Origin of the sequence: Thermoactinospora rubra (assembly GCF_002093975.1) — a bacterium.
Lineage (GTDB): Bacteria > Actinomycetota > Actinomycetes > Streptosporangiales > Streptosporangiaceae > Nonomuraea > Nonomuraea rubra_A.
The window spans coordinates 130,107-150,266 of the sequence record NZ_MSZZ01000010.1; the positions used below are offsets into that span (position 1 = coordinate 130,107).

The following is a 20,160-nucleotide window of genomic DNA, read 5'->3' on the forward strand; positions in this document are numbered from 1 at the left end:
TGTCCCGATGCTGAGGATCGCCAACTGCAGCGGCTTCTACGGCGACCGCCTGTCGGCCGCGCGGGAGATGGTCGAGGGCGGGCCGATCGACGTGCTGACCGGCGACTGGCTGGCCGAGCTGACCATGCTCATCCTCGCCGGGAACCGGCTGAAGGGGCGTCCCGGGTACGCGCCGACGTTCCTCAAGCAGCTGGAGGAGGTCCTCGGGACCTGCCTGGAGCGCGGCATCAAGATCGTGTCCAACGCGGGCGGGCTCGACCCGGAGGGCTGCGCGCTGGCCGTACGGGACCTGGCGGCACGCCTGGGGCTCACCGTCAAGGTCGCGCACATCACCGGCGACGACCTGACCGGCCGCGACGCCTCCCTCATCGGCGACCTGGTCAACGCCGACACCGGCGAGCGGCTTGACGCCACGCCGCTGACCGCCAACGCCTACCTCGGCGGGTTCCCCATCGCCACCGCCCTGTCGGCCGGGGCCGACGTGGTGGTGACCGGCCGCGTGACCGACGCCGCGCTGGTGACCGGGCCGGGGATCTGGCGGTACGGCTGGCGGCCCGGCGACCTGGACGCGCTGGCCGGATCGGTGGTGGCCGGGCACGTCATCGAATGCGGCTGCCAGGCGACGGGCGGCAACTACGCCTTCTTCGAGGAGGTCCCCGACCTGGCCCACTGCGGCTTCCCGATCGCGGAGCTGCACGCCGACGGCTCCTCGGTGATCACCAAGCACCCGGGCACGGGCGGGCTCGTCTCCGTCGGCACGGTCACCGCGCAGCTGCTGTACGAGATCGCCTCGCCCCGCTACCCCGGCCCCGACGTGGTGGCGCGCTTCGACACGATCACGCTGGCCCAGGAGGGGCCGGACAGAGTGCGCGTCTGCGGCGTCCGGGGCGAACCGCCTCCCGGCACGCTCAAGGCCGCGGTCACCTTCCTGGGCGGCTACCGCAACACCATGACGCTGGTGCTCACCGGGCTGGACATCGAGGCCAAGGCGCGGGCGGCGCAGGAGGCGATCTGGGCCCGGGTGCCGCGGGAGTCGTTCGACGAGGTGCACGTGACGCTGGACCCGCCGCTGCTGCGCATCACGGTGATGGACGCGGACCGGGCGAAGGCCGGGCGGGCGTTCTCCTCCGCCGTCGTGGAGACCGGCCTGGCAAGCTATCCGGGCTTCTACGGGCTCACGCCTCCCGGCGACGCCTCGCCGTACGGGATCTACTGGCCGGTGCTGGTTCCGGCCTTGGACGTGCGCCCGCGCGTCTTCCTCGACGGCGAGGAGATCTCCCCCGCCGACCCACCACCCACCCCGGAGACCCCGCCACCCTCCCCCGCCGGCCCGGAAGGGCTCGGCCCCACAGCCTCCTCCCCCGCGCCGGGTCGGCGGGAGGGGGTACGGCGGGGCCCGGCGCCCTTGGACGGCGGCCGGCCCACCGTGCGCGCTCCCCTGGGCCGGGTGCTCGGCGCCCGCTCCGGCGACAAGGGCGGCAACGCCAACCTGGGCGTCTGGGTCCGTACGGCCGAGCACTACCCCTGGCTGGAGTCCTTCCTCACCGTTGAGCGCCTCAAGGACCTGCTCCCCTCCCTGCGCCCACACCGCATCGACCGCTACGAGCTGCCCAACCTCAACGCCCTCAACTTCGTCGTCCACGGCCTCCTCGGCAGGGGCGTCGCCGCCAGCCCCCGGCTCGACCCGCAGGCCAAGGCGCTCGGCGAGGAGCTGCGCGCCCAGGCCGCCGAGATCCCCGAGGCCGTGCTCCCCCGGGAACCGCCGGCGGCGCCCGCCCATCTGCCGGCGAGCTGATCTGACGAGGTGTCCCCGTGCTGATCCGCCGGCTCGCCCCGGACGACCTCGACGCCTGCGTCGGCCTCGCGATCGACCGCGGCTGGACCCCCGAGCGGCGCAAGTGGCGGCTGCTGTTCGACATCGGCGAGGTCTACGGCGTCGTCGCCGACGACGGCCTGGCCGCGACCAACGTGCTCACCCGCTACGGCGACGACGCCGGGGTCATCAGCATGGTGCTCACGGCCTCCCGCCACGCTCGGCAGGGGCTGGGGCGCAGGCTGATGGACCACGTGCTGGAGCGGGCGGGCGACCGGGTCCTGTGGCTGCACGCGACCCGGTACGGCCGGCCGCTGTACGAAAAGGTCGGCTTCCGCGTGGCCGGCCAGGTCGACTGCACCTTCGGCGAGTTCGCCGGCGCGCCGTCCGGCCTGTCCAGGCCCGCGACGCCGCCGGACCTCGACGGCATCGCCGAGCTCGACGCCGAGGTCTTCGGCGTGGACCGCTCGGCGGTGCTGGCCAGGATGTTCGACTTCCACGAGCAGGTCCGGGTGATCGAGGACGGCGTGCGTGACGCCTCACGCAACGCCCTCATGGTGCGCGGCGGCGACCTGCCGGGCGACCGCAGCCGGCTGTTCCTCCCGACCATGGTGGCCCTGGGGTGAAGACGGGCCTGGGTCAGGGCCCGGTGCCCGCCCGGACAGCGGCACGCTCCGGGCCGCCCGTGGCCAGGCCGGCCGCGATCACCGCGGTGACCAGCGCGACGGGCACGCCCGCCCAGGCCAGCCAGTACGGCTCGGCCTGCGAGAGATGGTCGTAGTGCCTGGAGCCGACCGTCAGGTAGACGGACCACACCAGCAGCGGCCCCGCCATGCCCGCGACGACCCCCGACCCCACGGCGGCGTCCCGGGACGCCGCTCTCGCGGCCACCCAGGCGACCAGGGCCACCGTGACGGCCACCCGCACGACGTCCTCCACCGGCAGGGGATCCCGCAGCCACCTCGCGGCCGGCGACACGGCCGTGAAGAGCAGGACGTGGGCGGCCAGCCCGAGCCTCGTCCCGGCGTGCCGGAGGCCGGCGGCGGCCGCCGCGGCGCCGATGCTGCCTCCGGCGAGCGAGGCCAGCAGGGCGACGGCCGCCGGCTTGGAAGGGACGCCGAGCGCCTGGGCGTACTGCAGCGGCCCGGCGGTCACCGCGCAGCCGAGCCAGGCGCCGAGGGGAAGCGCCAGGAAGCGGCCGCGCCCGCCGGGGAGCGCGCCCGCGAGCATCGCGGCGATCACCACGGCGGCCGCCGGGTACCACAGGGCGCCGGTGAGGTCGCGGTACCAGCCGGGGGCGTCGTACGGGTGGTACTCCTCCCACGACGTGGCGCCCAGCGCCTTCGCGGCGAGGAGCAGGCCGCACCCGAGCGCGGCGGCGGCGAGGGCGGCGACGCAGACGGGCAGGGCGGCAGGACGGGCGGGGCCGTCTGGCCTGCCCCGCCCGCCGGCTTGCCGGAGCCGCCCACCGTCCGCGAGCAGGTAGGTGAGCACGGCGCCGGCGGGCCAGCCCGGCCAGCCCGCCATCTCGTCGGAGAAGTCCGGCCCGGCTTCGGGACGGATGAGCGAGCCGGCGAAGACCGCCGAGGCGCTGCCGCACAGCGTGGCCATGGCCGCCCGCGCGGGCTCCCCGCAGAGGAGCCACCCCGCTCCCACGCCGGTCAGCACGCCGGCCAGTTCGGGCTGCCCTGACGGCTGGAGCAGCACGGACAGGACCGGGGCGGCGAGCAGGGCGAGAGCCAGGACCCGCATGATCGGCATGCGCCCAGAAAACCACGAACGCACGGGCGTTTCAGGCGCTTTCCCCGGAGATCGCCGGACGGGTCAGGAGGCTGCCGGGGATCCGCGGGCGGATCAGGAGATCAGGAGGCGGTCAGCACCGCCAGGCCGTCGGGTCCGGCGTCGATCCTGGTCACCCGCCAGGTCCGGCCGTCGACGTCGATGGTGTCGTCGATGCCGAGCGTGTGCGTCGTCGTGCGGCCGTTGTCGCGCAAGCCGATGACGACCTTCAGCGGGTCCTCCTCGAAGCTCATGATCGCCAGGTGGCGCTTGCGCGTGGCGTTGTCGAGCCAGTGCGGGACGCCCTGGGTGAGCGTGATCTGCTCGGCTCCCGGGGGGACGGAGGAGCTGGCCGCCGAAGGGGGCTTGGCGGCGCATGCCGTACCGCACGCCAGAGCGACCAGGGCCGCGGCCAGGGCGGCGAGCAGGCCTCTCATGGGGTCTCCTCGAGCAGGACCGAGTCGTCCGGCACGATCTCGGTGACCGTCCAGGTGACGCCCTCGACGTCCAGCCGGTCGCCGACGGCCACGGTGCGGGCGGTGTTGACGCCCCTGTCCATGAGCGCCACGACGGCGGCGCCGTCCTCGAAGCTCATGATCGCCAGACCGCGGTCCCGGGTGGCGTTGTCCAGCCAGTACGGCTGGCCGCGGAACAGTCGCATGCGTGTCATCTGTCCACCACCGTCTGGTCCTGGAAGAGGTCTTCGAACTCGTCCTTGGTGACGACGAGCCGCTCGGTGCTGTGCCCCCACGGGTTGCGCAGGACGACCTTGTCGCCTTCGACCTTCTCCACGAAGTAGGCGTGCCCGGTCACGAAGGAGTTCTTGAGGTGGTCGGGCACCTTCTGCTTGCCCGGCGTGGAGACGATGATGCTGTGGCCGTTCTCCCAGGCCTCCTTCAGGTCGTCGAAGTCGGGGTCGTCGACGTCGGAGCCCTTGCCGGTGAGGAACTTGGCGCCCTTCTCGGGGTAGTCGCCCACGATCGCGCCGTAGCTGCCCTGCTTGTCGTCGTTGTCGTCGTTGTAGAACTGCGCGAACGCCTTCTCGTAGTAGGCGGGCCACAGCTCGCCGTCGCCGGTGGCGCCGCGCGGGTTGCCGTTGGCGTCCAGCGGCAGGTCGGGCGTGACCGTCACCCAGTGCTCGCGGCCCTCCTTGTCGAACAGCCGCACCGAGATCGTGCCGTTGGGGTTCCGGCGGATGCCGGAGCGGATGAACTCGGGGTCGCGCTGGGCGACCGCGCCGAGGTTGGCGATGAACCAGCAGTCGCCCACCGCGCCCTGCGAGACGTCGGAGACGTCGACGCCGTCCTTGAACAGCGGCAGGTTCGGCACGCCCCAGGTGATGCTGCCGGGGCTCTGGGTGCGGTTCTGGTCGTCCTTGGCCACGTCGAAGGGCGGCTGCGCGCCGGGGAAGGCGGCCACGAACTTCGCGAAGTGCTCCGGCTGGACCTTCGACAGCAGGGCGTTGACGTGGTCGCTCCACTCCTCGTGCGGCAGGCCGTTCTCGTCGAACGGGGTCAGCCAGGAGTCCTTGCGGTTGTGGATCGCCTCGCCGTACCTCTTGAGGTCCTCGGCGGGCACCTTGCGCATGAACGCGTCGAGCTCGGCCTGGGTGAGGCCCTCGAGCAGCGCCTTGATCTCGCGCAGGTCGTCGCGGTTGCCGTTCATGCCGCCGTCGAGGTTCTTCAGCGCGGCGAGCCTGTCCAGCGCCTCCTGGACCTTCTTGGGGTCCGGCGGCCGCTCGTCGGAGAAGATCACCTTGTCGCTGACCGGGAAGCCCGCCAGCTGCAGCGGGATGATCTTCTCCAGGTGGTCGGACCGCCGGTTGATCGACTCGCCCATCTCGCCCAGCTTCCGCTCCAGGCTGGCGGGCATGGCGGTGGGGCCGAACAGCGGCATGCTCGGCAGGAACACCCCGAGCAGGGCGGGCGACTGGGTGGCCGGCTTCTCCAGCGCGGTCTCGGCTTTGGCCAGCAGCTTGCCGAGGTCCCTGTGGAGGGCGGGCGCCCCGGCCCCGACGTTCTTCAGATCCCTGGCGAACACCCGCAGCCGCGGGATGTCGAAGCCGCGGTAGGCGGGATCGGGGCTCACTTCAGCTTCTCCCTCTCCCGCCGCAGCCCCTCGGCCTCGGCTTCCAGCCGGTCGGCCTCCTTGGCCCAGCGGTCCCGGTCGCCGATCAGGTCCTCGGCCATCTTGCCCATGTCCCGGTGCAGCCGGGCCAGCTCCGCCGTCGACTGCTGGGCGAACGGCCCGCGCCACAGGTCCTTCGAGGCCGCCGTCTTGACCACCGGCTCCAGGTGCGCGCCGAGGCTGCCGGACAGCTTCGTCGCGGCCCCCACGCACTCGCGCAGCACCTGCACGCGCTCGCGGAGCCGTCTTTCTTCTGCTTCCAGGGCGCTCGCTCGGCGGCGAGCCTCAAGCTCGTCGGGATCTGCCACGGTTGGCGAGCATAGTGGTGTTCATGGTGACACGTCCCACCTTGCCGGATCTTCGGCATCCAGGCCGGGATGTATCGAAGGGAGCACCCGGTTCGTGTTACGGTGACTAGAACGTCATTCGGTTTACGATGAGGGCGCCCATGACCTCCACGCACATCGACCTGACCGCGATCGACTTCGCCGCGCTCAGCGAGTGGATGGACGCCCAGGGCCTGCCGGAGGGCGAGATCGCCGGCGTCGCGCCCGTGCTCGGCGGCACCCAGAACGTGATGGTGCGCTTCAGCCGGGGCGGCGTGCCGTACGTCCTGAGAAGGCCGCCGGTGCACGCCCGCCCCAAGAGCAACGAGGTGCTCCGCCGGGAGGCCAGGGTGCTGGCCGTGCTGAAGGACACCGACGTCCCGGCCCCCCGGCTCGTCGCCGCCCAGACCGAGCGGGAGCCGGTGTTCTACCTCATGGAGCCGGTCGAGGGGTTCAACCCTACGGTGGGCCTGCCCGAGCTGCACGCCAAGGACCCGGCGGTGCGCCACAGGATGGGCCTGGAGGCTACGAGCGCCCTGGCCGCCCTCGGCCGCGTGGACCCGGGGCTGCTGCCCGGGTTCGGCAGGCCGGAGGGCTTCCTGGAGCGGCAGGTGCCGCGCTGGCTGACGGAGCTGGAGGGGTACGGCAGGCTCCCCGGCTACCCCGGCCCGGACATCCCCCGGCTCGGCGAGACGGCCGAGTGGCTGGAGCGCACCAGGCCCCGGAGCTTCGTCCCCGGCGTCATGCACGGCGACTACCACCTGGCGAACCTGATGTTCGCCCACGACGGCCCGCGGGTCGCGGCGATCGTCGACTGGGAGATGTGCACGATCGGCGACCCGCTGCTCGACCTGGGCTGGCTGATCGCCACGCTGCCGGCGAGCCGGCTGCAGATCGACGGCCTGCCCTCGGAAGAGGAGATCATCGCCTGCTACGCGGCCCTGTCCGGCCGGGAGCTGACCGACCTGGCCTGGTACGTGGTCATGGCGTGCTTCAAGCTCGGCATCGTCCTGGAGGGCACCCACGCCCGCGCGTGCGCCGGACAGGCGCCCAGGGACATCGGCGACCTGCTCCACCAGACCACCCTGGACCTGTTCGCGAGAGCGCAGACGTGGATCCTCCGCTAGCGGCTTTCATACCGAATGCCGAGATCCGGATGACCGAAGATCCCTCCATCCCCTACGATTGCGCGCAATTGCGACATCGTTCGGGGAAGGACACCCATGCGCATGCGGTTTCTGGGCTCCACCTCGGAGGCGGGAGCCTGCCCGAGCCTCTACGAGACCGACCGGGGCACCATCGTCGTCCAGGGCATGCAGGTCACCGATCCGGAGGCGCTCGCGGATCTGCGCGACGTCCTCGACGGCGAGACGGCCGTGGAGGTCCCCCGGGAGCTCCTGGTGGACATCGCCCGCAAAGTCCTGAGCTGACGCCGGTCACGATTGCGCCACAACCCCTGGCATGATCGTCGCATCGGCGATTAGCCTCTAGCGCCGTGACGTCCTTCCAGCAGGCCCGCATCGAGCTGGGCACCCTGTTGCGCCGATTGCGCGAGGGCGCCGGGCTCACGGGCAAGGAGCTGGCCGACCGCCTGCAATGGCAGGCATCCAAGGTCTCCCGCCTGGAGAACGCGCGCCAGACGGCCAGCGAGGAGGACGTCCTGTCGTGGGCCGCGGCCGTCCAGGCCGACAGCGAGACCACCCGCCGCCTGGCCGAGCAGGCCGCCACGCTAGGCGCCCGCCGCCTGGACTGGCGGCAGCTGACCACCGGCGGCCTGGCCGCCTCCCAGGAGGACATCCGGGAGCTGGAGTCCAAGAGCCGCAGGTTCCGCGTGTTCGAGCCGGGCGTCATCCCCGGCCTGCTGCAGACCGCCGAGTACGCCAGGAACATCTTCCTGACGCTCAAGACCGAGTACGGCGCGGCCGGCGAGATCGAGGCGGGCGTGCGGGTCCGCATGCAGCGCCAGGAGATCCTCTACGACCTGACCCGCAGCTTCCACTTCGTGCTGCCGGAGAACGCCCTGCGCACCAAGCTGGCCCCCAGCCACGTCATGCAGGGCGTGCTGGACCGGCTGATGGCGATCAGCACGCTGCCCACGATGAGGCTCGGCATCATCCCCTTCGAGCAGCAGCTGCCGTGGGTGCCGCTGACCGGCTTCTGGATCTTCGACGACGCCGAGGTGATGGTCCCCACCCGCACCAGGGAGCTGCGCCTGCGCGACCGTCAGGACGTCGAGTTCTACGTCAAGGTCTTCGACGGCTACGCCGAGGCCGCCGCCTACGGTGAATCCGCGCGATCCATCATCATGCGGGTAAATGACGAGTACGCGAAACAATCGGAAAATTAACCCACGGCAATTGCTTGCTCCCGCCAGCAAGATCGTGCAATCCTGTCGCGAGACGTTGCGGAGGTGACGCACGATGCTGGACACCACGACCTGCCTGGAGCAGTTCGCGTGGTACGCAAGTCGGCACGCCGACCTCAGAGTCCAGACCATTGCCCTGGCCAGCGAGCCGGCCTACGTGCAGGTGCGCAACCGCTTCTCCGCCACCCTCGCGGAGACGGTCACGTGCTCGGAGGAGGGGGCGTTCATCACCTCGTGGGGCTACCGCCTGGGCACCACCCACGATGTCGAGTCCGCCGCCGCCCGCCTCGCCTACCTGCTGGCCGCCCTGCCGGCCTGACACCCGCGCCGGACCGGGCCGGGACGAGCCGTCAGCCGAAGACCGCGGGGTCGACGCCGACCTCGCGGGCGGCGGCCATCCGGGCGTGCCGGAGCAGCTGGGCGCGGGACAGGACGTTCGGGTGGAGGGTGTAGCGGATGATCAGCCCGTCGAGCATGGCGTCGATCCGCTCGGCCGCGCCCGCCGGGTCCTCGCAGGCGAACTCCTCGGCGGCCACGCCGTCCCTGATGACCCGCTCCAGCGCGGCCAGCCACGTGGTCTCCACCTGCAGCACGATCTGCCGCACCGCCGGCTCCCGCAGCGCGGTGTTCCAGGCGTCCAGCCACAACAGCCAGCTCTGGTCGGAGCGCGACTCGGGGATGTAGGAGCGCAGCACCCGGTCCAGCCGCTCCGAGGCGCTGCCCGGGCCCTCGACGATCGAGTCGAGCCCGGCCTTCTCGATGTCGAGCGTGGCCCGGAGCATCGCCGTGATCAGCTCGTCCTTGGTCGCGAAGTGGTAGTGGATCAACCCGCCGCTGACGTTGACCGCCTTGGCGATGTCCGCCACCCGGGTGTTGGCCAGTCCTTTCTCCAGCACCACCCGCCGGGTGGCCTCCAGGAGCTCGGCTCGACGCTGGTCGGCCTGCTCGGCCCTGCTGTTGCGCACCGGCGCATCCTATCCCGGCCGCGTTCCCAGGCAATCACGAGGCAATCATGAGCAGATCATGAGCAATCGTAGAGGCCGTCCTGACCTGTCACCGCCGGGCAGTTCGCCTGCACCCAGGAGGTGACCTCGGAGGAGGCCCCGCCGGGGCCGCCGCCGCCCGTGAGGACGTAGCGGAGCCGGCCGGAGGCGACGAGCTCGCGCAGCCTGTCCACGGTCATCGCCGGGTCCCGGCCGGTGAAGCCGCCCATCGCGATGACCGGCCTGCCGGTGGCCAGGATGATCGAGGAGGCCTGCTGGGCGCTGGGGACGGCGGCGAGCCAGGTCGCGCCGCCCTGGTGGGCCGTCAGGTAGGAGACGAGCCCGCTGCCGGCCTCCCGGCCGGACCGCTGCGGCGGCCCCTCCCCGCCGCGCATCCCGCCGGGGAGGCCCGTCTGCCCGCTCGCCGGGCCCGCCAGCGGGTTGGTGCCGTTGATCGGCTGCCCCACCGGCGTGACCGCGTAGGCCGCGGGCCCCGCCAGCCCCGCGAGGAGCCCGGCGACCGCGCCGGCGGCCGCGAGCCGTACCAGACCTCGCCGGGTCACGCGGGCCGCCACGAGGATCACCACGGCCGCGGCCGTCCCGCCCGCCACGGCCCAGGCCAGCCAGGGCACGAAGTCGGGGGTACGGCGGAGCACCACGAACGCCCACGCCCCGGTCAGCGCCACGCCCAACGGCAGGCCCCACGCCCATGCGCGGGATGCCCGGTAGGCACGCCACAGCTGCACCCCGCCCATCCCCGCGAGCGCCGCGACGGCGGGCGTCATGGCGGTGGTGTAGTAGGGGTGGAAGCCGCCGCTGGAGAAGCTGAACACGGCCAGGTGCACGGCCAGCCAGCCGCCCCACAGCCACCAGGCCGCCCCCGAGCCGGTGACGCGGCGCGTGAGGAGCCACGACAGCGCCGCGACCAGCACGGCCAGCGCGCAGAACGGCAGCAGCCAGGAGATCTGGCCCGCCATGATCTCGTTGAACATGCGCCCGGCCCCGGCCTCGCCGCCGAAGTTGGCGCCGCCGCGCCCGCCACCGCCGGCGCCGAAGATCCGGCCCAGGCCGTTGTAGCCGATGACCAGGTCCCACACGGTGTTGTCGGTCGAGCCGCCGATGTAGGGGCGGGAGGAGGCGGGCCACAGGTCGACGACGGCCATCCACCAGCCGCTGGAGACGGCCAGCACCGCTCCGGCCGCCAGCAGGTGCCCCACGCGCTTCCGCACGCCCGTCCGCGCGCACACCAGGTACGCCAGGGCGAAGGCGGGCAGCACGACGAACGCCTGGAGCATCTTGGTGTTGAAGCCCAGCCCGACGAAGAACGCGCACCACAGCAGCCGGCGCACGCGCCCGGCGCGCACCGCCTCCAGGCAGCACCACGCGGCGGCCACCAGCGTGAGCACCAGCAGCGTGTCGGGGTTGTTGTCCCGGTTGATCGCCACCGTGACGGGCGTCAGCGTCATCGCCACCGCCGCGATCAGCGCCGCGACGTGCCCGGCGACGCCGTCGACGCTGCGCCGTACCGCGGAGTGGACCAGCGCGACGGCGGCCACACCCGCCACGGCCTGCGGCAGCAGCATGCTCCAGGTGGACAAGCCGAAGATCCGCGCCGACAGCGCCATCACCCAGATCGCCAGCGGCGGCTTGTCGACGGTGATGAAGGATCCGGCGTCCAGCGCGCCGAAGAAGAAGGCCTTCCAGCTTTTGGCGGCCGACAGGACGGCGGCGGCGTAGTACTCGTTGGCGTTGCCGCTCAGGCCCCAGGCATACAGGACGAAGGCGGCCAGTAGGACCGCCCACCGGGCGGGACGGGACCAGGCGGGCGAGCCGGTCAGGGCCCGGGTGACGGCACTGGTGAAGGCACGGCGAAGCTTCCCGGCGGGCGCCCGGTGCGCCGGCCGGTGGTCGAGGAGGGTCACCGCACGTGCCTCCGCCTGGGGTTGAACACCCACACGCGCAGCAGCATGAAACGCACGAGCGTGGCCACGGCGTTGGCGACGACCACGGCCAGCAGCTCCACGCCGCGGGAGGCGCCGGCGGGCACCAGGGCCAGGCCGATGGTCGACAGCGTCAGGCCGACGAAGAAGGCGATCGCGCCCTCGAGCTGGTGGCGCAGCGCCCCGGCGGAGCCGATCACGCCGAAGGTGAAGCGGCGGTTGGCCGCGGTGTTGGCCACGGCGGTCACCAGCAGGGCGACCGCGTTGGCGGCGAAGGGGGTCATCATGGCGCGCAGCAGCGAGTAGAGCGCCAGGTAGGCCAGGGTGCTGACGACGCCGACGACCGCGAACCTGGGCAGCTGCCTGGCCATGCCCTGCGGCATGCGGGCCTGCCGCACGCTGTCGGGCATGGGCAGGCGGGCCGCGCCCCACAGGTGCTTGCGCATCACCCGGGCCAGGCCGCGCAGGTCGTCCAGCGCCGTCTTGACGATGTCCACGCGGCTGTCGGGGTCGTCGACCCAGTCGACCGGCACCTCGTGGATGCGCAGGCCGTACCGCTCGGCCAGCAGCAGCAGCTCGGTGTCGAAGAACCACTCCTCGTCCTCGACCGCCGGCAGCAGGGCCTGGGCCACCTCGGTGCGCGCCGCCTTGAAGCCGCACTGGGCGTCGGAGAAGCGGGCGCCGAGCAGGTGCAGCAGGAGGTTGTAGGAGCGGGAGATGAACTCGCGCTTGGGGCCGCGCACCACCCGGGAGGTGCGGGCCAGCCGGGTGCCGATGGCCAGGTCGCTGTGGCCCGACAGCAGCGGGGCGACCAGCGGCAGGAAGGCGTCCAGGTCCGTCGACAGGTCCACGTCCATGTAGCTGACCACGTCGGCGTCGCTGAGCGACCACACGCGCCGCAGGGCGCGGCCGCGCCCCTTCTCCTCCAGGTGGACGGCGCGCACGTGCGGGAGCTCGGCGGCCAGTTCCCTGGCCAGCCGCCAGGTGTCGTCGGTGCTGGCGTTGTCGGCGATCGTGATGCGGAAGCCGTAGGGGAAGGTCCTCGTCAGGTAGTCGTGCAGCCGGGTGATGCTGTCGCGCAGCACCCGCTGCTCGTTGTAGACCGGGACGACGACCTCGACCAGGCGGGTCGTGATGGCTGTCTTCATGGGCTCCACGGTCGCTCCCCGGTCTTCGACGAGGCTAAGTCGATCGTTAACGACGGCTGAGAAATCCTCAAGCGCCAATGGTCACCTCGCCTGCCTGGGCCTGGCCGCCATTGTGCCCGACTCGGGGCCGTGGTGGGACCTGCGCGTGCCGGGAAGCGTGACGGTGGCGACGGCGCCGCCGCCGGGGGCGTTGGCCAGCCGGGCCTGCCCGCCCGCCTCGGCCACGGCCTGCGCGACGATGGCCAGGCCGAGGCCCGAGCCGGGCAGGCTGCGGGCCGAGGGCGAGCGCCAGAACCGGTCGAAGACGTGCGGCAGCTCCTCCTCCGGGATGCCGGGGCCGTGGTCGCGGACGGTCAGCTCGCCGTCGCGCAGCACCACCTCGATGGGGCCCCGGCTGAACTTGGCGGCGTTGTCGAGCAGGTTGAGCACCGCGCGTTCGAGGGAGGCGGAGTGGCCCATGACGTACCAGGGCTCCAGGTCCGCGCTCACCTCGGCGCCGCGCAGCCGGGCCCGGTCGATCGCCGCCTCCACCACCTCGTGGAAGCCCAGCTCGACGTGCGGCTCGTGGTCGGTGTCGCCGCGCGAGAGCTGCAGCAGGTCGCCCACCAGCGTGGACAGCTCGGCGAACTGCGCCTTGACGTTGGCCAGCAGCCGCTGCTTGGTCTCGGGGTCCAGCGGCCGTCCGGTCTGCTCGCTGCGCAGCAGCAGGTCGATGTTGGTGCGCAGGCTGGTCAGCGGGGTGCGCAGCTCGTGACCGGCGTCGGCGACGAGCTGGCGCTGCCGGTCGCGCGAGCCGGCCAGGGCCGTCGTCATGGCGTTGAAGGAACGGCTCAGCCGCGCGATCTCGTCGTCGCCCTCGACCGGGATGGTGGTGTCGAGGTCCTGGGTCTGGGCGATGTGCTCCACGGCGCGGGTCAGGCGGCCGACGGGGCGCAGGGCCGTACGGGAGATGAGCATGCCCGCCGAGGCGGCGCCCACGACGCCCAGCACGGCGACGCCGCCGAGGATGAGGGCGAGCTGGCGCAGGGTGTAGTAGACCTCGTGGGTGGGCAGGCCCATCACCAGCGCGGCCCCGTCGCCCAGGCTGGAGACGCGGACCCACATCGGGGTGCCGGAGTCGGAGACCCCGGGGCGGAACAGGGGCTCCCCGTCCGGGGGCTTGGCCGCCTCCGCGACGTCCTCCGGGGCCACCTTGATGGCGCGCGTTCCGGTGACGCACCGCTGGTTGTCGGCCAGCACGACCTGCCAGACCGGTCCCGGCCAGCGGCGGCCCTCGGCCGAGGGCTCGGGGTCGTGCACGCACCGGTTCGCCACCTCCCGCAGCTCGTGGGGCGGCGGGGTGAAGCCGGTCAGCGAGCGCTCCAGGCTCTCATACAGCTCCCGGCGGACGATGAACCACGAGGCGGCGGCGCACACCGCGATGGCCAGCGCCACGGCCGCCGCCACCAGCAGCGTCAGCCGCGAGTGCAGGCTGCGCCAGCCCAGCCGCCTCATCGGTGGGCCCGCAGGACGTAGCCGACGCCCCTGACCGTGTGGATCAGCCTCGGCTCGCCGCCGGCCTCGGTCTTGCGCCGCAGGTACATCACGTACACGTCCAGCGAATTGGAGGTCGGCTCGAAGTCGAAGCCCCACACGTGGGCCAGGATCTGCTCGCGGGTGAGCACCTGGCGCGGGTGCATGAGGAACAGCTCCAGCAGCAGGTACTCGGTCCTGGTGAGCTCCAGCGGCCGATCGCCCCTGGTGACCTCGCGCGTGACGGGGTCCATGCGCAGGTCGGCGAAGGCCAGCTCGGGCCCGCCGCCGGTGCCGCCGCCCAGCGCGCTGCGGCGCAGCAGGGCGCGCACCCGGGCCAGCAGCTCGTCCAGCTCGAACGGCTTGACCAGGTAGTCGTCGGCCCCGGCGTCCAGCCCGGAGACGCGGTCGCCCACCGCGTCCCGGGCGGTCAGCATGAGCACGGGCACGTGGTTGCCCGCCGAGCGCAGCCTCCTGCAGGCCGTCAGCCCGTCCAGGCGCGGCATCATCACATCCAGCAGGACCGCGTCGTACGGCTCCCGCGCCAGCTCCTCCAGCGCCTCCTGGCCGTCCCTGACGGTCGCCACCCGGTAGCCCTCGAACTCCAGGCTGGACTGCAGGGCCTCGCGCAGGGCGGGTTCGTCGTCGACCACCAGCAGACGTGCGCTCATGGTTGACCACGGTAGGCGGTCAACATGAAAGGCCCATGAACCCCCGGGAGCTCAGCCTCGCAGCACCTTCATCGCGGCGTTGTGGCCGGGGATGCCGCTGACCCCGCCGCCGCGGGCCGCGCCGGCCCCGCACAGCAGGATCCGCTCGTGCTCGGTCTCCACGCCCCACTCGCCCCCCGCGCCGTACGGCCAGGCCAGGTCGCGGTGGAAGATGTGGCCGCCGGGCAGGCCCGCCTCGCGCTCCAGGTCGACGGGGGTCTTGGCCTCCAGGCACGGCTCGGGGGCGCGCAGGAGGCAGTCCTCGATCGGCTCGGCCAGGACGGAGTTGATCGAGCGGAGCGTGGCCTCCAGGGCCTCTTGACGTGATTTATCGGGATTTTCGCGGAAAAGCCGGGCAGGCATGTGGAGGCCGAACAGCGTCATCGTCTCCCCCTCCACGCCGATGATCGACCGGTCGGTGAGCGAGTGGCAGTACACCTCGGCGGGCGGCAGCGACGGGATCCGCCCGGCGGCGGCCTCGCGGTACGCCTGGGCGAGCTGCTCGCGGCTCTCGTTGATGTGGAAGGTGCCGCTGAAGGCGGCCCGGGGGTCCACCTCGGGGTCCTTCAGCCGGGGCAGCCTGGACAGCACCATGTTGACCTTGAGCTGGGCGCCCTCGGGCTGCTCAGGTGCGCGGCCGAGGAGCCGGTCCAGGACGGCGGGCGGCAGGTTGACCAGCACATGGCCCGCGCCGACCGCGTGCTCGCCCCGCTCGTCCCGGAAGGTCACCTCGCCCGAGGGGTCGATGCCGATCACCTCGGCGCCGGTCCTGATCTCGGCGCCCGCCGCGCGGGCCGCCGCCTCCAGCGCCCCCGAGACGGCGCCCATGCCGCCGACGGGGACGTTCCACTCGCCGGTGCCGTCGCCGATGACGTGGTAGAGGAAGCACCGGTTGGCCAGCAGGTCGGTGTCGGGGTCGGCGAAGGTGCCGATCAGCGCGTCGGTCAGGACGACGCCGCGCACGGTGTCGTCGGCGAAGCGCTCGGCGACCGTCTCGCCGATGGGCCGCTCGAACAGGTCCCGCCAGGCCCGCGGGCCGACCAGCTCGCGCATCTCGGCCCGGCCGGGCATGGGCTCCAGCAGCGTGGGCGCCACCTTCGCGGCGACCTGGCCGGTCAGCGCGTAGAACTCGCGCCAGGCCCGGTGGTCGGCGTCGGAGCCGGTGACCTTGCGGAAGGAGGCGGCGGTGCGCTCGGGATCGGCGTTGTCGACCAGCAGGCCGGTGTCGCCGACCGGCGTGTAGGAGGCGTAGCGGCGGCGGCGCAGCTCGATCCCGAGCCCGAGATCCTTGACGATCTTGGAGGGGAGGAGGCTGACGAGGTAGGAGTAGCGCGAGAGCCGGGCGTCCACGCCGGGGAAGGCCCGCGCCGAGATGGCGAGCCCGCCCACGTGGTCCAGCCGTTCCAGCACGAGCACCCGGCGCCCCGCCCGGGCCAGGTAGGCCGCGGCGACCAGGCCGTTGTGCCCCGCCCCGGCAATGACGACGTCGTAGGCCATTCCGGGACCATATCGGACATCACGCCCCGGTCGCGATGGCCAGCAGCGTGGCGGCCGGGCCGGTCGGGGGGCGTCCCCGCCGCCACACCGCGCGCAGGCTCCGCTTCAGGTCCAGGCCGGTCAGCGGCACCTCCACCAGCCGCCCGGTGGCCAGCTCGGCCTCCACGGCCCAGGCGCTGAGCACCGCCGGGGCCACCGCGGCCTGGGCGGCGCCCTTGACCGCGGAGTTGGACCCCAGCTCCAGGCGCGGGCTGGCCTGGTGCAGCCCGCGGAAGGCCAGGTCCAGCGTCTCCCTCGTGCCCGAGCCGCGTTCGCGCACTACGAGCGGGGTGGCCGCCAGCTCCGCTCCCCTCAGCGGCGTACGGCGGCGCGCCCAGGGGTGGCCGGGCGCCACCACCACGACCAGCCGGTCGGCGCCCACGACGCGCGAGGCCAGCCCTTCGGGCACGCTGGGCCCCTCGACGAAGCCCAGCTCCACGTGGCGGCCCAGGATCAGCTCGGCGACCTCCGCCGAGTTGACCACGTCCAGCCCGACCTGCACGTCCGGCTCGCGCGCCTGGAGCTCGCCGAGCCAGCGCGGCACCAGGTACTCCGCCACCGTCATGCTCGCCGCCACCCGCAGGTGGGCCTCCCGGCCGTGCCGTACCGCGGCGGCGCCCTGCATGAGCTCGCGGGCGGCGGCCAGGACGGCCGAGGCCCAGCCCGCGACCATCCTGCCCTGCGCGGTCAGCGTGGAGCCGCGCGGCGTGCGCTCCAGCAGCGGCAGGCCGAGGCGGCGTTCCAGGTGGGCGATCCGCTTGCTCGCCGACGGCTGGGCGATGCCCGCGGCGCGCGCCGCCCGTCCCAGGCTGCCCAGCTCGCCGACGTCGACGAGCAGCTTCAGCGACTCCAGGTCCGGCCAGTCACTCATAGCCGCAGGGTATGACCTGCCAGGCGATCGCCGGCTACCGAGGCAGCGGCGGGGTCACGAGACTCGGCAGCGTGGTCTTCCTCTCGCGGAGCGGCTCGTGGCCGCGCGTGCACCTGCCGGGCGTCGCGGTGGCCGCCGTGGCGGTGGCGGGCGCGCTGGCCGTCAGCCGCGTGGTCCCGGGGCTCAGCCCGGCGGTGGTCGCGGTGGCGGCGGGCGCGGCGCTGGCCAACCTCGGCTGGCTGCCCGCGTGGGCGCGCCCGGGGCTGGGGTTCGTCTCCAGGCGGGTGCTGCGCGTCGCGGTCGTGCTGCTCGGGCTGCAGGTGGCGCTGCCCGAGGTGCTGGCGCTGGGCCCGGCGACGCTGGCGGTCGTCGTCGCGGCGACCGGGATCACGTTCGCGCTCACGCCGGTGATCGGCCGCCGGCTGGGCGTGCCCGAGGGCACCGCGCTGCTGGTCGCCACGGGGGTGGCGATCTGCGGCGCGGCGGCGATCGCGGCCATGCGGGCGTGCCTGGAGGGCGAGGAGCGGGACGGCGAGGCGGGCGAGGCGCTGAGCGTGGTCGTCCTGTACGGCAGCGCCGCGATCGTCCTCGTGCCGCTCCTCGCCTCCTGGCTGGGGCTGCCGGCGCGGGCGCTGGGCGTGTGGGCCGGGGCGTCGGTCCACGAGGTCGCGCAGGTGGCGGCCATTGGAGCGGCCTCGGGGACGGCGGTGCTGACCGTGGCGGTGACGGTGAAGCTCGCCCGGGTGGTGCTGCTGGCCCCGATGGTCGCGCTGACGGCCTATCGCAGGCGCGCCGGAGCCGCCGGGACCGCGGCCTCCGCCGCGCCGCCGCTGCCGCTCTTCGTCGCCGGGTTCCTGGTGATGACGGCCGTGCGGAGCCTGGGCCTGGTCCCGGAGCCGGTGGCGCAGGCCGTCCCCCAGGCGACCGGCCTGCTGCTGGCCGCGTGCCTGTTCGGCCTGGGGGCCGGGGTGGACGTCAGGCGGCTGCTCGCGGGCGGCAGGGTGCTGCTGCTCGGCGGCGTGGCGACCGCGCTGATCAGCGCCGTCGCACTGGCCGGTGCTTGGGTGTTCGTATGATCCTGGAGGAACAAACCACAACAAAAGGGTCGTCCAGCCCTTGCATGTGAGAGAAACGAGATCTCAGTGATGCACAGCACGTTCCTCCAGCCGTCCGACGAGGTGGCGGCGGCGCTGAGCGCGGGCGGGCCGGTCGTGGCCCTGGAGTCCACGATCATCTCCCACGGCCTGCCCAGGCCGCGCAACCTGGAGGTCGCCCGCGAGCTGGAGGAGATCGTCCGGTCCGCGGGAGCCGTACCGGCCACCATCGCGGTCCTGGACGGCGTGGCCCGCGCCGGGCTGACCGACGCGGAGCTGGAGCGCGTGGCGATGGAGGACGGGCTGCGCAAGCTGGGCCAGCGCGACCTGCCGGTGGCGGCGGCGCTGAAGGCGAGCGGCGCGACGACCGTGTCCGCGACGTCCTTCCTCGCGGCCCGGGCGGGCATCCGGATCTTCGCCACCGGCGGCCTGGGCGGCGTCCACCGGGGCTGGACCGAGGACCAGGACGAGTCGGCCGACCTGGACACCCTCGCGCGCACCAGGCTGACCGTGGTGTGCGCGGGCGTGAAGTCGATCCTGGACGTGCCCGCGACCCTGCAGCGCCTGGAGACCCGCGGCGTCACCGTCGTCGGCTACCGCACCGACCGCTTCCCCGGCTTCTACCTGCACTCCTCGGGCCAGCCTGTGGACTGGCGCATCGAGACGCCCGAGGAGGCCGCGGCGATCATGCGCGGGCAGGACGCGCTGGGCGGCCCGCAGACCGCGCTGGTCGTGGCCAACCCGGTGCCCGCCGAGCAGCAGCTCGACCCCGAGCTGCACGACCGCGTGCTGGCCGAGGCGCTGGCCGCCGCCGAGCGCGACGGCGTCACCGGGCAGGCCATCACGCCGTTCCTGCTGGGCTACCTCGTCGAGGCCACCGGCGGGGCGTCGCTGGAGGCGAACCTGGCCGCGGTGCGCGGCAACGCCGCCCTGGCCGCGCGGATCGCGGTGGCCTGGGCCGGGGCATGACCAGGCCGGCCCTCCTGGTGATCGGCGACGTGGTCACCGACGTCGTCGCCCTGCACGGGACGCCGATCGCCGCGGGCTCCGACATCCCGGCCGACATCTCCATGCGGCCGGGCGGATCCGGCGCCAACACCGCCGCCTGGGCCGCGCACCTGGGCGGCGACGTCCGCCTGCTGGCCAGGGTCGGCTCCGACAGCGGCGAGTGGCACACCGCCGAGCTGGCCAGGACCGGCGTGCGTCCGCTGGTCCGGGTGGACCCCGACCACCCCACCGCCGTCGTGATCTCCATGGTGGACGTCACCGGCGAGCGGTCCATGCTGACCAACCGCGGGGCCGGCGGGCTGCTGTCGGTCGAGGACTGGGACGAGCGGGTCCTGGAGGGCGTCGGCCACCTGCACCTGTCGGCCTACACACTGTTCGCCGAACCCGGCCTGCGCCTGGCCCGCCTGGCCATGGCCACCGCGGCCGGGCGCGGCATCCCCATCAGCGTCGACCCGGCCTCCACCGAGCCGCTGCGCGAGTTCGGCGTCGAGCGCTTCCTGGCGGAGACCGCCCCGGCGGGCCTGATCATCCCGAACCTGGACGAGGCGCTGCTGCTCACCGGCGCGCCGACCCCGGAGCGGGCCGCCGCCGCCCTGGGCGAGAGGTACGGCACAGCCGTCGTGAAGCTGGGCGCGCGGGGTGCTCTAGCGGCTTCGCGTGGGCGTGTGGTGGCGCGGGCCGAGGGCGCCGCCGTCCGGGTCGTGGACTCCACGGGCGCCGGGGACGCCTTCGCCGCGGGGTATCTCGTCGCGCGGCTGCGCGGCGCGGACCAGCAGGTCGCGCTGGAGGCGGGGATCGCGGCGGGAGCCGAGTGCGTGGCCCAGGTAGGCGGTCGGCCACGGTACGGTTTGGACAGGAAGCACCTTTACCCTATTCGCACCGATTGATAGCTTGCCTCGTAGGCTGCACCAATAGCCACATGCGCCACATTGGGGAGGGTACAGTCCG

Annotated in this window: 21 protein-coding genes; 9 read left to right on the forward strand and 12 right to left on the reverse strand. The window is 73.3% G+C overall.

What is annotated here, in order from left to right; genetic code table 11:
• The first annotated feature begins 7 nt into the window (after positions 1 to 7).
• Both BSB02_RS19260 and BSB02_RS19265 read left to right on the forward strand, forming a co-directional pair.
• Positions 8 to 1,795 (forward strand): acyclic terpene utilization AtuA family protein, encoded by a 1,788-nt coding sequence (locus tag BSB02_RS19260; RefSeq protein WP_084960389.1) that lies wholly within the window; start codon positions 8 to 10, stop codon positions 1,793 to 1,795.
• A gap of 17 nt (positions 1,796 to 1,812) precedes the next feature.
• Positions 1,813 to 2,439: a GNAT family N-acetyltransferase gene (locus tag BSB02_RS19265; RefSeq protein ID WP_084960390.1), complete on the forward strand. Its 627-nt coding sequence runs from the start codon at positions 1,813 to 1,815 to the stop codon at positions 2,437 to 2,439.
• A 13-nt stretch (positions 2,440 to 2,452) separates the two neighbouring features.
• Here the strand turns inward: BSB02_RS19265 and BSB02_RS19270 are convergent, their stop codons facing one another.
• The 5 genes from BSB02_RS19270 to BSB02_RS19290 form a co-directional block, all read right to left on the reverse strand.
• A complete protein-coding gene (locus BSB02_RS19270) occupies positions 2,453 to 3,574 on the reverse strand; it encodes a hypothetical protein (RefSeq protein ID WP_084960391.1) in 1,122 nt (373 codons plus the stop codon).
• A gap of 101 nt (positions 3,575 to 3,675) precedes the next feature.
• Positions 3,676 to 4,029: a DUF6406 domain-containing protein gene (locus tag BSB02_RS19275; RefSeq protein WP_084960392.1), complete on the reverse strand. Its 354-nt coding sequence runs from the start codon at positions 4,027 to 4,029 to the stop codon at positions 3,676 to 3,678.
• The gene (locus BSB02_RS19280; RefSeq protein ID WP_143590886.1) at positions 4,026 to 4,262 is read right to left on the reverse strand and encodes a DUF6406 domain-containing protein; all 237 of its coding nucleotides are present in this window, start codon (positions 4,260 to 4,262) and stop codon (positions 4,026 to 4,028) included. The genes BSB02_RS19275 and BSB02_RS19280 overlap by 4 nt, the downstream gene beginning before the upstream one ends.
• Positions 4,259 to 5,680 (reverse strand): C2 family cysteine protease, encoded by a 1,422-nt coding sequence (locus BSB02_RS19285; RefSeq protein ID WP_084960394.1) that lies wholly within the window; start codon positions 5,678 to 5,680, stop codon positions 4,259 to 4,261. Before BSB02_RS19285 ends, BSB02_RS19280 begins: the two co-directional genes overlap by 4 nt.
• Positions 5,677 to 6,027 carry a hypothetical protein gene (locus BSB02_RS19290; protein ID WP_143590888.1) on the reverse strand — a complete coding sequence of 117 codons (351 nt, stop codon included), beginning with the start codon at positions 6,025 to 6,027 and terminating at the stop codon, positions 5,677 to 5,679. Before BSB02_RS19290 ends, BSB02_RS19285 begins: the two co-directional genes overlap by 4 nt.
• 140 nt (positions 6,028 to 6,167) lie before the next feature.
• Here BSB02_RS19290 and BSB02_RS19295 point away from each other — a divergent pair, with 140 nt between their 5' ends.
• From BSB02_RS19295 to BSB02_RS19310, 4 genes are all read left to right on the forward strand, one after another.
• Positions 6,168 to 7,172, forward strand: a complete 1,005-nt coding sequence (locus BSB02_RS19295) for a phosphotransferase family protein (RefSeq protein ID WP_206184781.1) — start codon at positions 6,168 to 6,170, stop codon at positions 7,170 to 7,172.
• A gap of 96 nt (positions 7,173 to 7,268) precedes the next feature.
• Positions 7,269 to 7,475 (forward strand): hypothetical protein, encoded by a 207-nt coding sequence (locus BSB02_RS19300; RefSeq protein ID WP_084960397.1) that lies wholly within the window; start codon positions 7,269 to 7,271, stop codon positions 7,473 to 7,475.
• Between the two features lie 65 nt (positions 7,476 to 7,540).
• On the forward strand, positions 7,541 to 8,392 hold the full coding sequence (locus tag BSB02_RS19305) for a helix-turn-helix domain-containing protein (protein ID WP_084960398.1): 852 nt from the start codon (positions 7,541 to 7,543) through the stop codon (positions 8,390 to 8,392).
• A 73-nt stretch (positions 8,393 to 8,465) separates the two neighbouring features.
• Positions 8,466 to 8,729, forward strand: a complete 264-nt coding sequence (locus BSB02_RS19310) for a hypothetical protein (RefSeq protein WP_084960399.1) — start codon at positions 8,466 to 8,468, stop codon at positions 8,727 to 8,729.
• 31 nt (positions 8,730 to 8,760) lie between these two features.
• Here BSB02_RS19310 and BSB02_RS19315 read toward each other — a convergent pair whose 3' ends face one another.
• The 7 genes from BSB02_RS19315 to BSB02_RS19345 form a co-directional block, all read right to left on the reverse strand.
• Complete coding sequence (locus BSB02_RS19315; RefSeq protein ID WP_084960400.1) at positions 8,761 to 9,375, reverse strand: TetR/AcrR family transcriptional regulator; 615 nt, start codon at positions 9,373 to 9,375, stop codon at positions 8,761 to 8,763.
• A 56-nt stretch (positions 9,376 to 9,431) separates the two neighbouring features.
• A complete protein-coding gene (locus tag BSB02_RS19320) occupies positions 9,432 to 11,315 on the reverse strand; it encodes an ArnT family glycosyltransferase (RefSeq protein WP_084960401.1) in 1,884 nt (627 codons plus the stop codon).
• Positions 11,312 to 12,481: a bifunctional glycosyltransferase family 2/GtrA family protein gene (locus BSB02_RS19325; protein ID WP_084960402.1), complete on the reverse strand. Its 1,170-nt coding sequence runs from the start codon at positions 12,479 to 12,481 to the stop codon at positions 11,312 to 11,314. Before BSB02_RS19325 ends, BSB02_RS19320 begins: the two co-directional genes overlap by 4 nt.
• Before the next feature lie 81 nt (positions 12,482 to 12,562).
• Positions 12,563 to 13,975, reverse strand: a complete 1,413-nt coding sequence (locus BSB02_RS19330) for a sensor histidine kinase (protein WP_084960403.1) — start codon at positions 13,973 to 13,975, stop codon at positions 12,563 to 12,565.
• Positions 13,972 to 14,664 (reverse strand): response regulator transcription factor, encoded by a 693-nt coding sequence (locus BSB02_RS19335; RefSeq protein ID WP_084960404.1) that lies wholly within the window; start codon positions 14,662 to 14,664, stop codon positions 13,972 to 13,974. The genes BSB02_RS19330 and BSB02_RS19335 overlap by 4 nt, the downstream gene beginning before the upstream one ends.
• A 51-nt stretch (positions 14,665 to 14,715) precedes the next feature.
• Positions 14,716 to 16,200 carry a phytoene desaturase family protein gene (locus tag BSB02_RS19340; RefSeq protein ID WP_084960405.1) on the reverse strand — a complete coding sequence of 495 codons (1,485 nt, stop codon included), beginning with the start codon at positions 16,198 to 16,200 and terminating at the stop codon, positions 14,716 to 14,718.
• Between the two features lie 19 nt (positions 16,201 to 16,219).
• A complete protein-coding gene (locus tag BSB02_RS19345; RefSeq protein ID WP_084960406.1) occupies positions 16,220 to 17,110 on the reverse strand; it encodes a LysR substrate-binding domain-containing protein in 891 nt (296 codons plus the stop codon).
• 11 nt (positions 17,111 to 17,121) lie between these two features.
• On the opposite strand from BSB02_RS19345, the gene BSB02_RS19350 reads away from it, so the two are divergent.
• The 3 genes from BSB02_RS19350 to BSB02_RS19360 all read left to right on the forward strand — a co-directional run bounded on the left by BSB02_RS19350 (position 17,122) and on the right by BSB02_RS19360 (position 20,099).
• The gene (locus tag BSB02_RS19350; protein ID WP_084960407.1) at positions 17,122 to 18,186 is read left to right on the forward strand and encodes a YeiH family protein; all 1,065 of its coding nucleotides are present in this window, start codon (positions 17,122 to 17,124) and stop codon (positions 18,184 to 18,186) included.
• Between the two features lie 69 nt (positions 18,187 to 18,255).
• A complete protein-coding gene (locus BSB02_RS19355; RefSeq protein WP_084960408.1) occupies positions 18,256 to 19,173 on the forward strand; it encodes a pseudouridine-5'-phosphate glycosidase in 918 nt (305 codons plus the stop codon).
• Positions 19,170 to 20,099, forward strand: coding sequence for a carbohydrate kinase family protein (locus tag BSB02_RS19360; protein ID WP_084960409.1), 930 nt, complete (start codon positions 19,170 to 19,172; stop codon positions 20,097 to 20,099). The genes BSB02_RS19355 and BSB02_RS19360 overlap by 4 nt, the downstream gene beginning before the upstream one ends.
• Positions 20,100 to 20,160 lie beyond the last annotated feature (61 nt).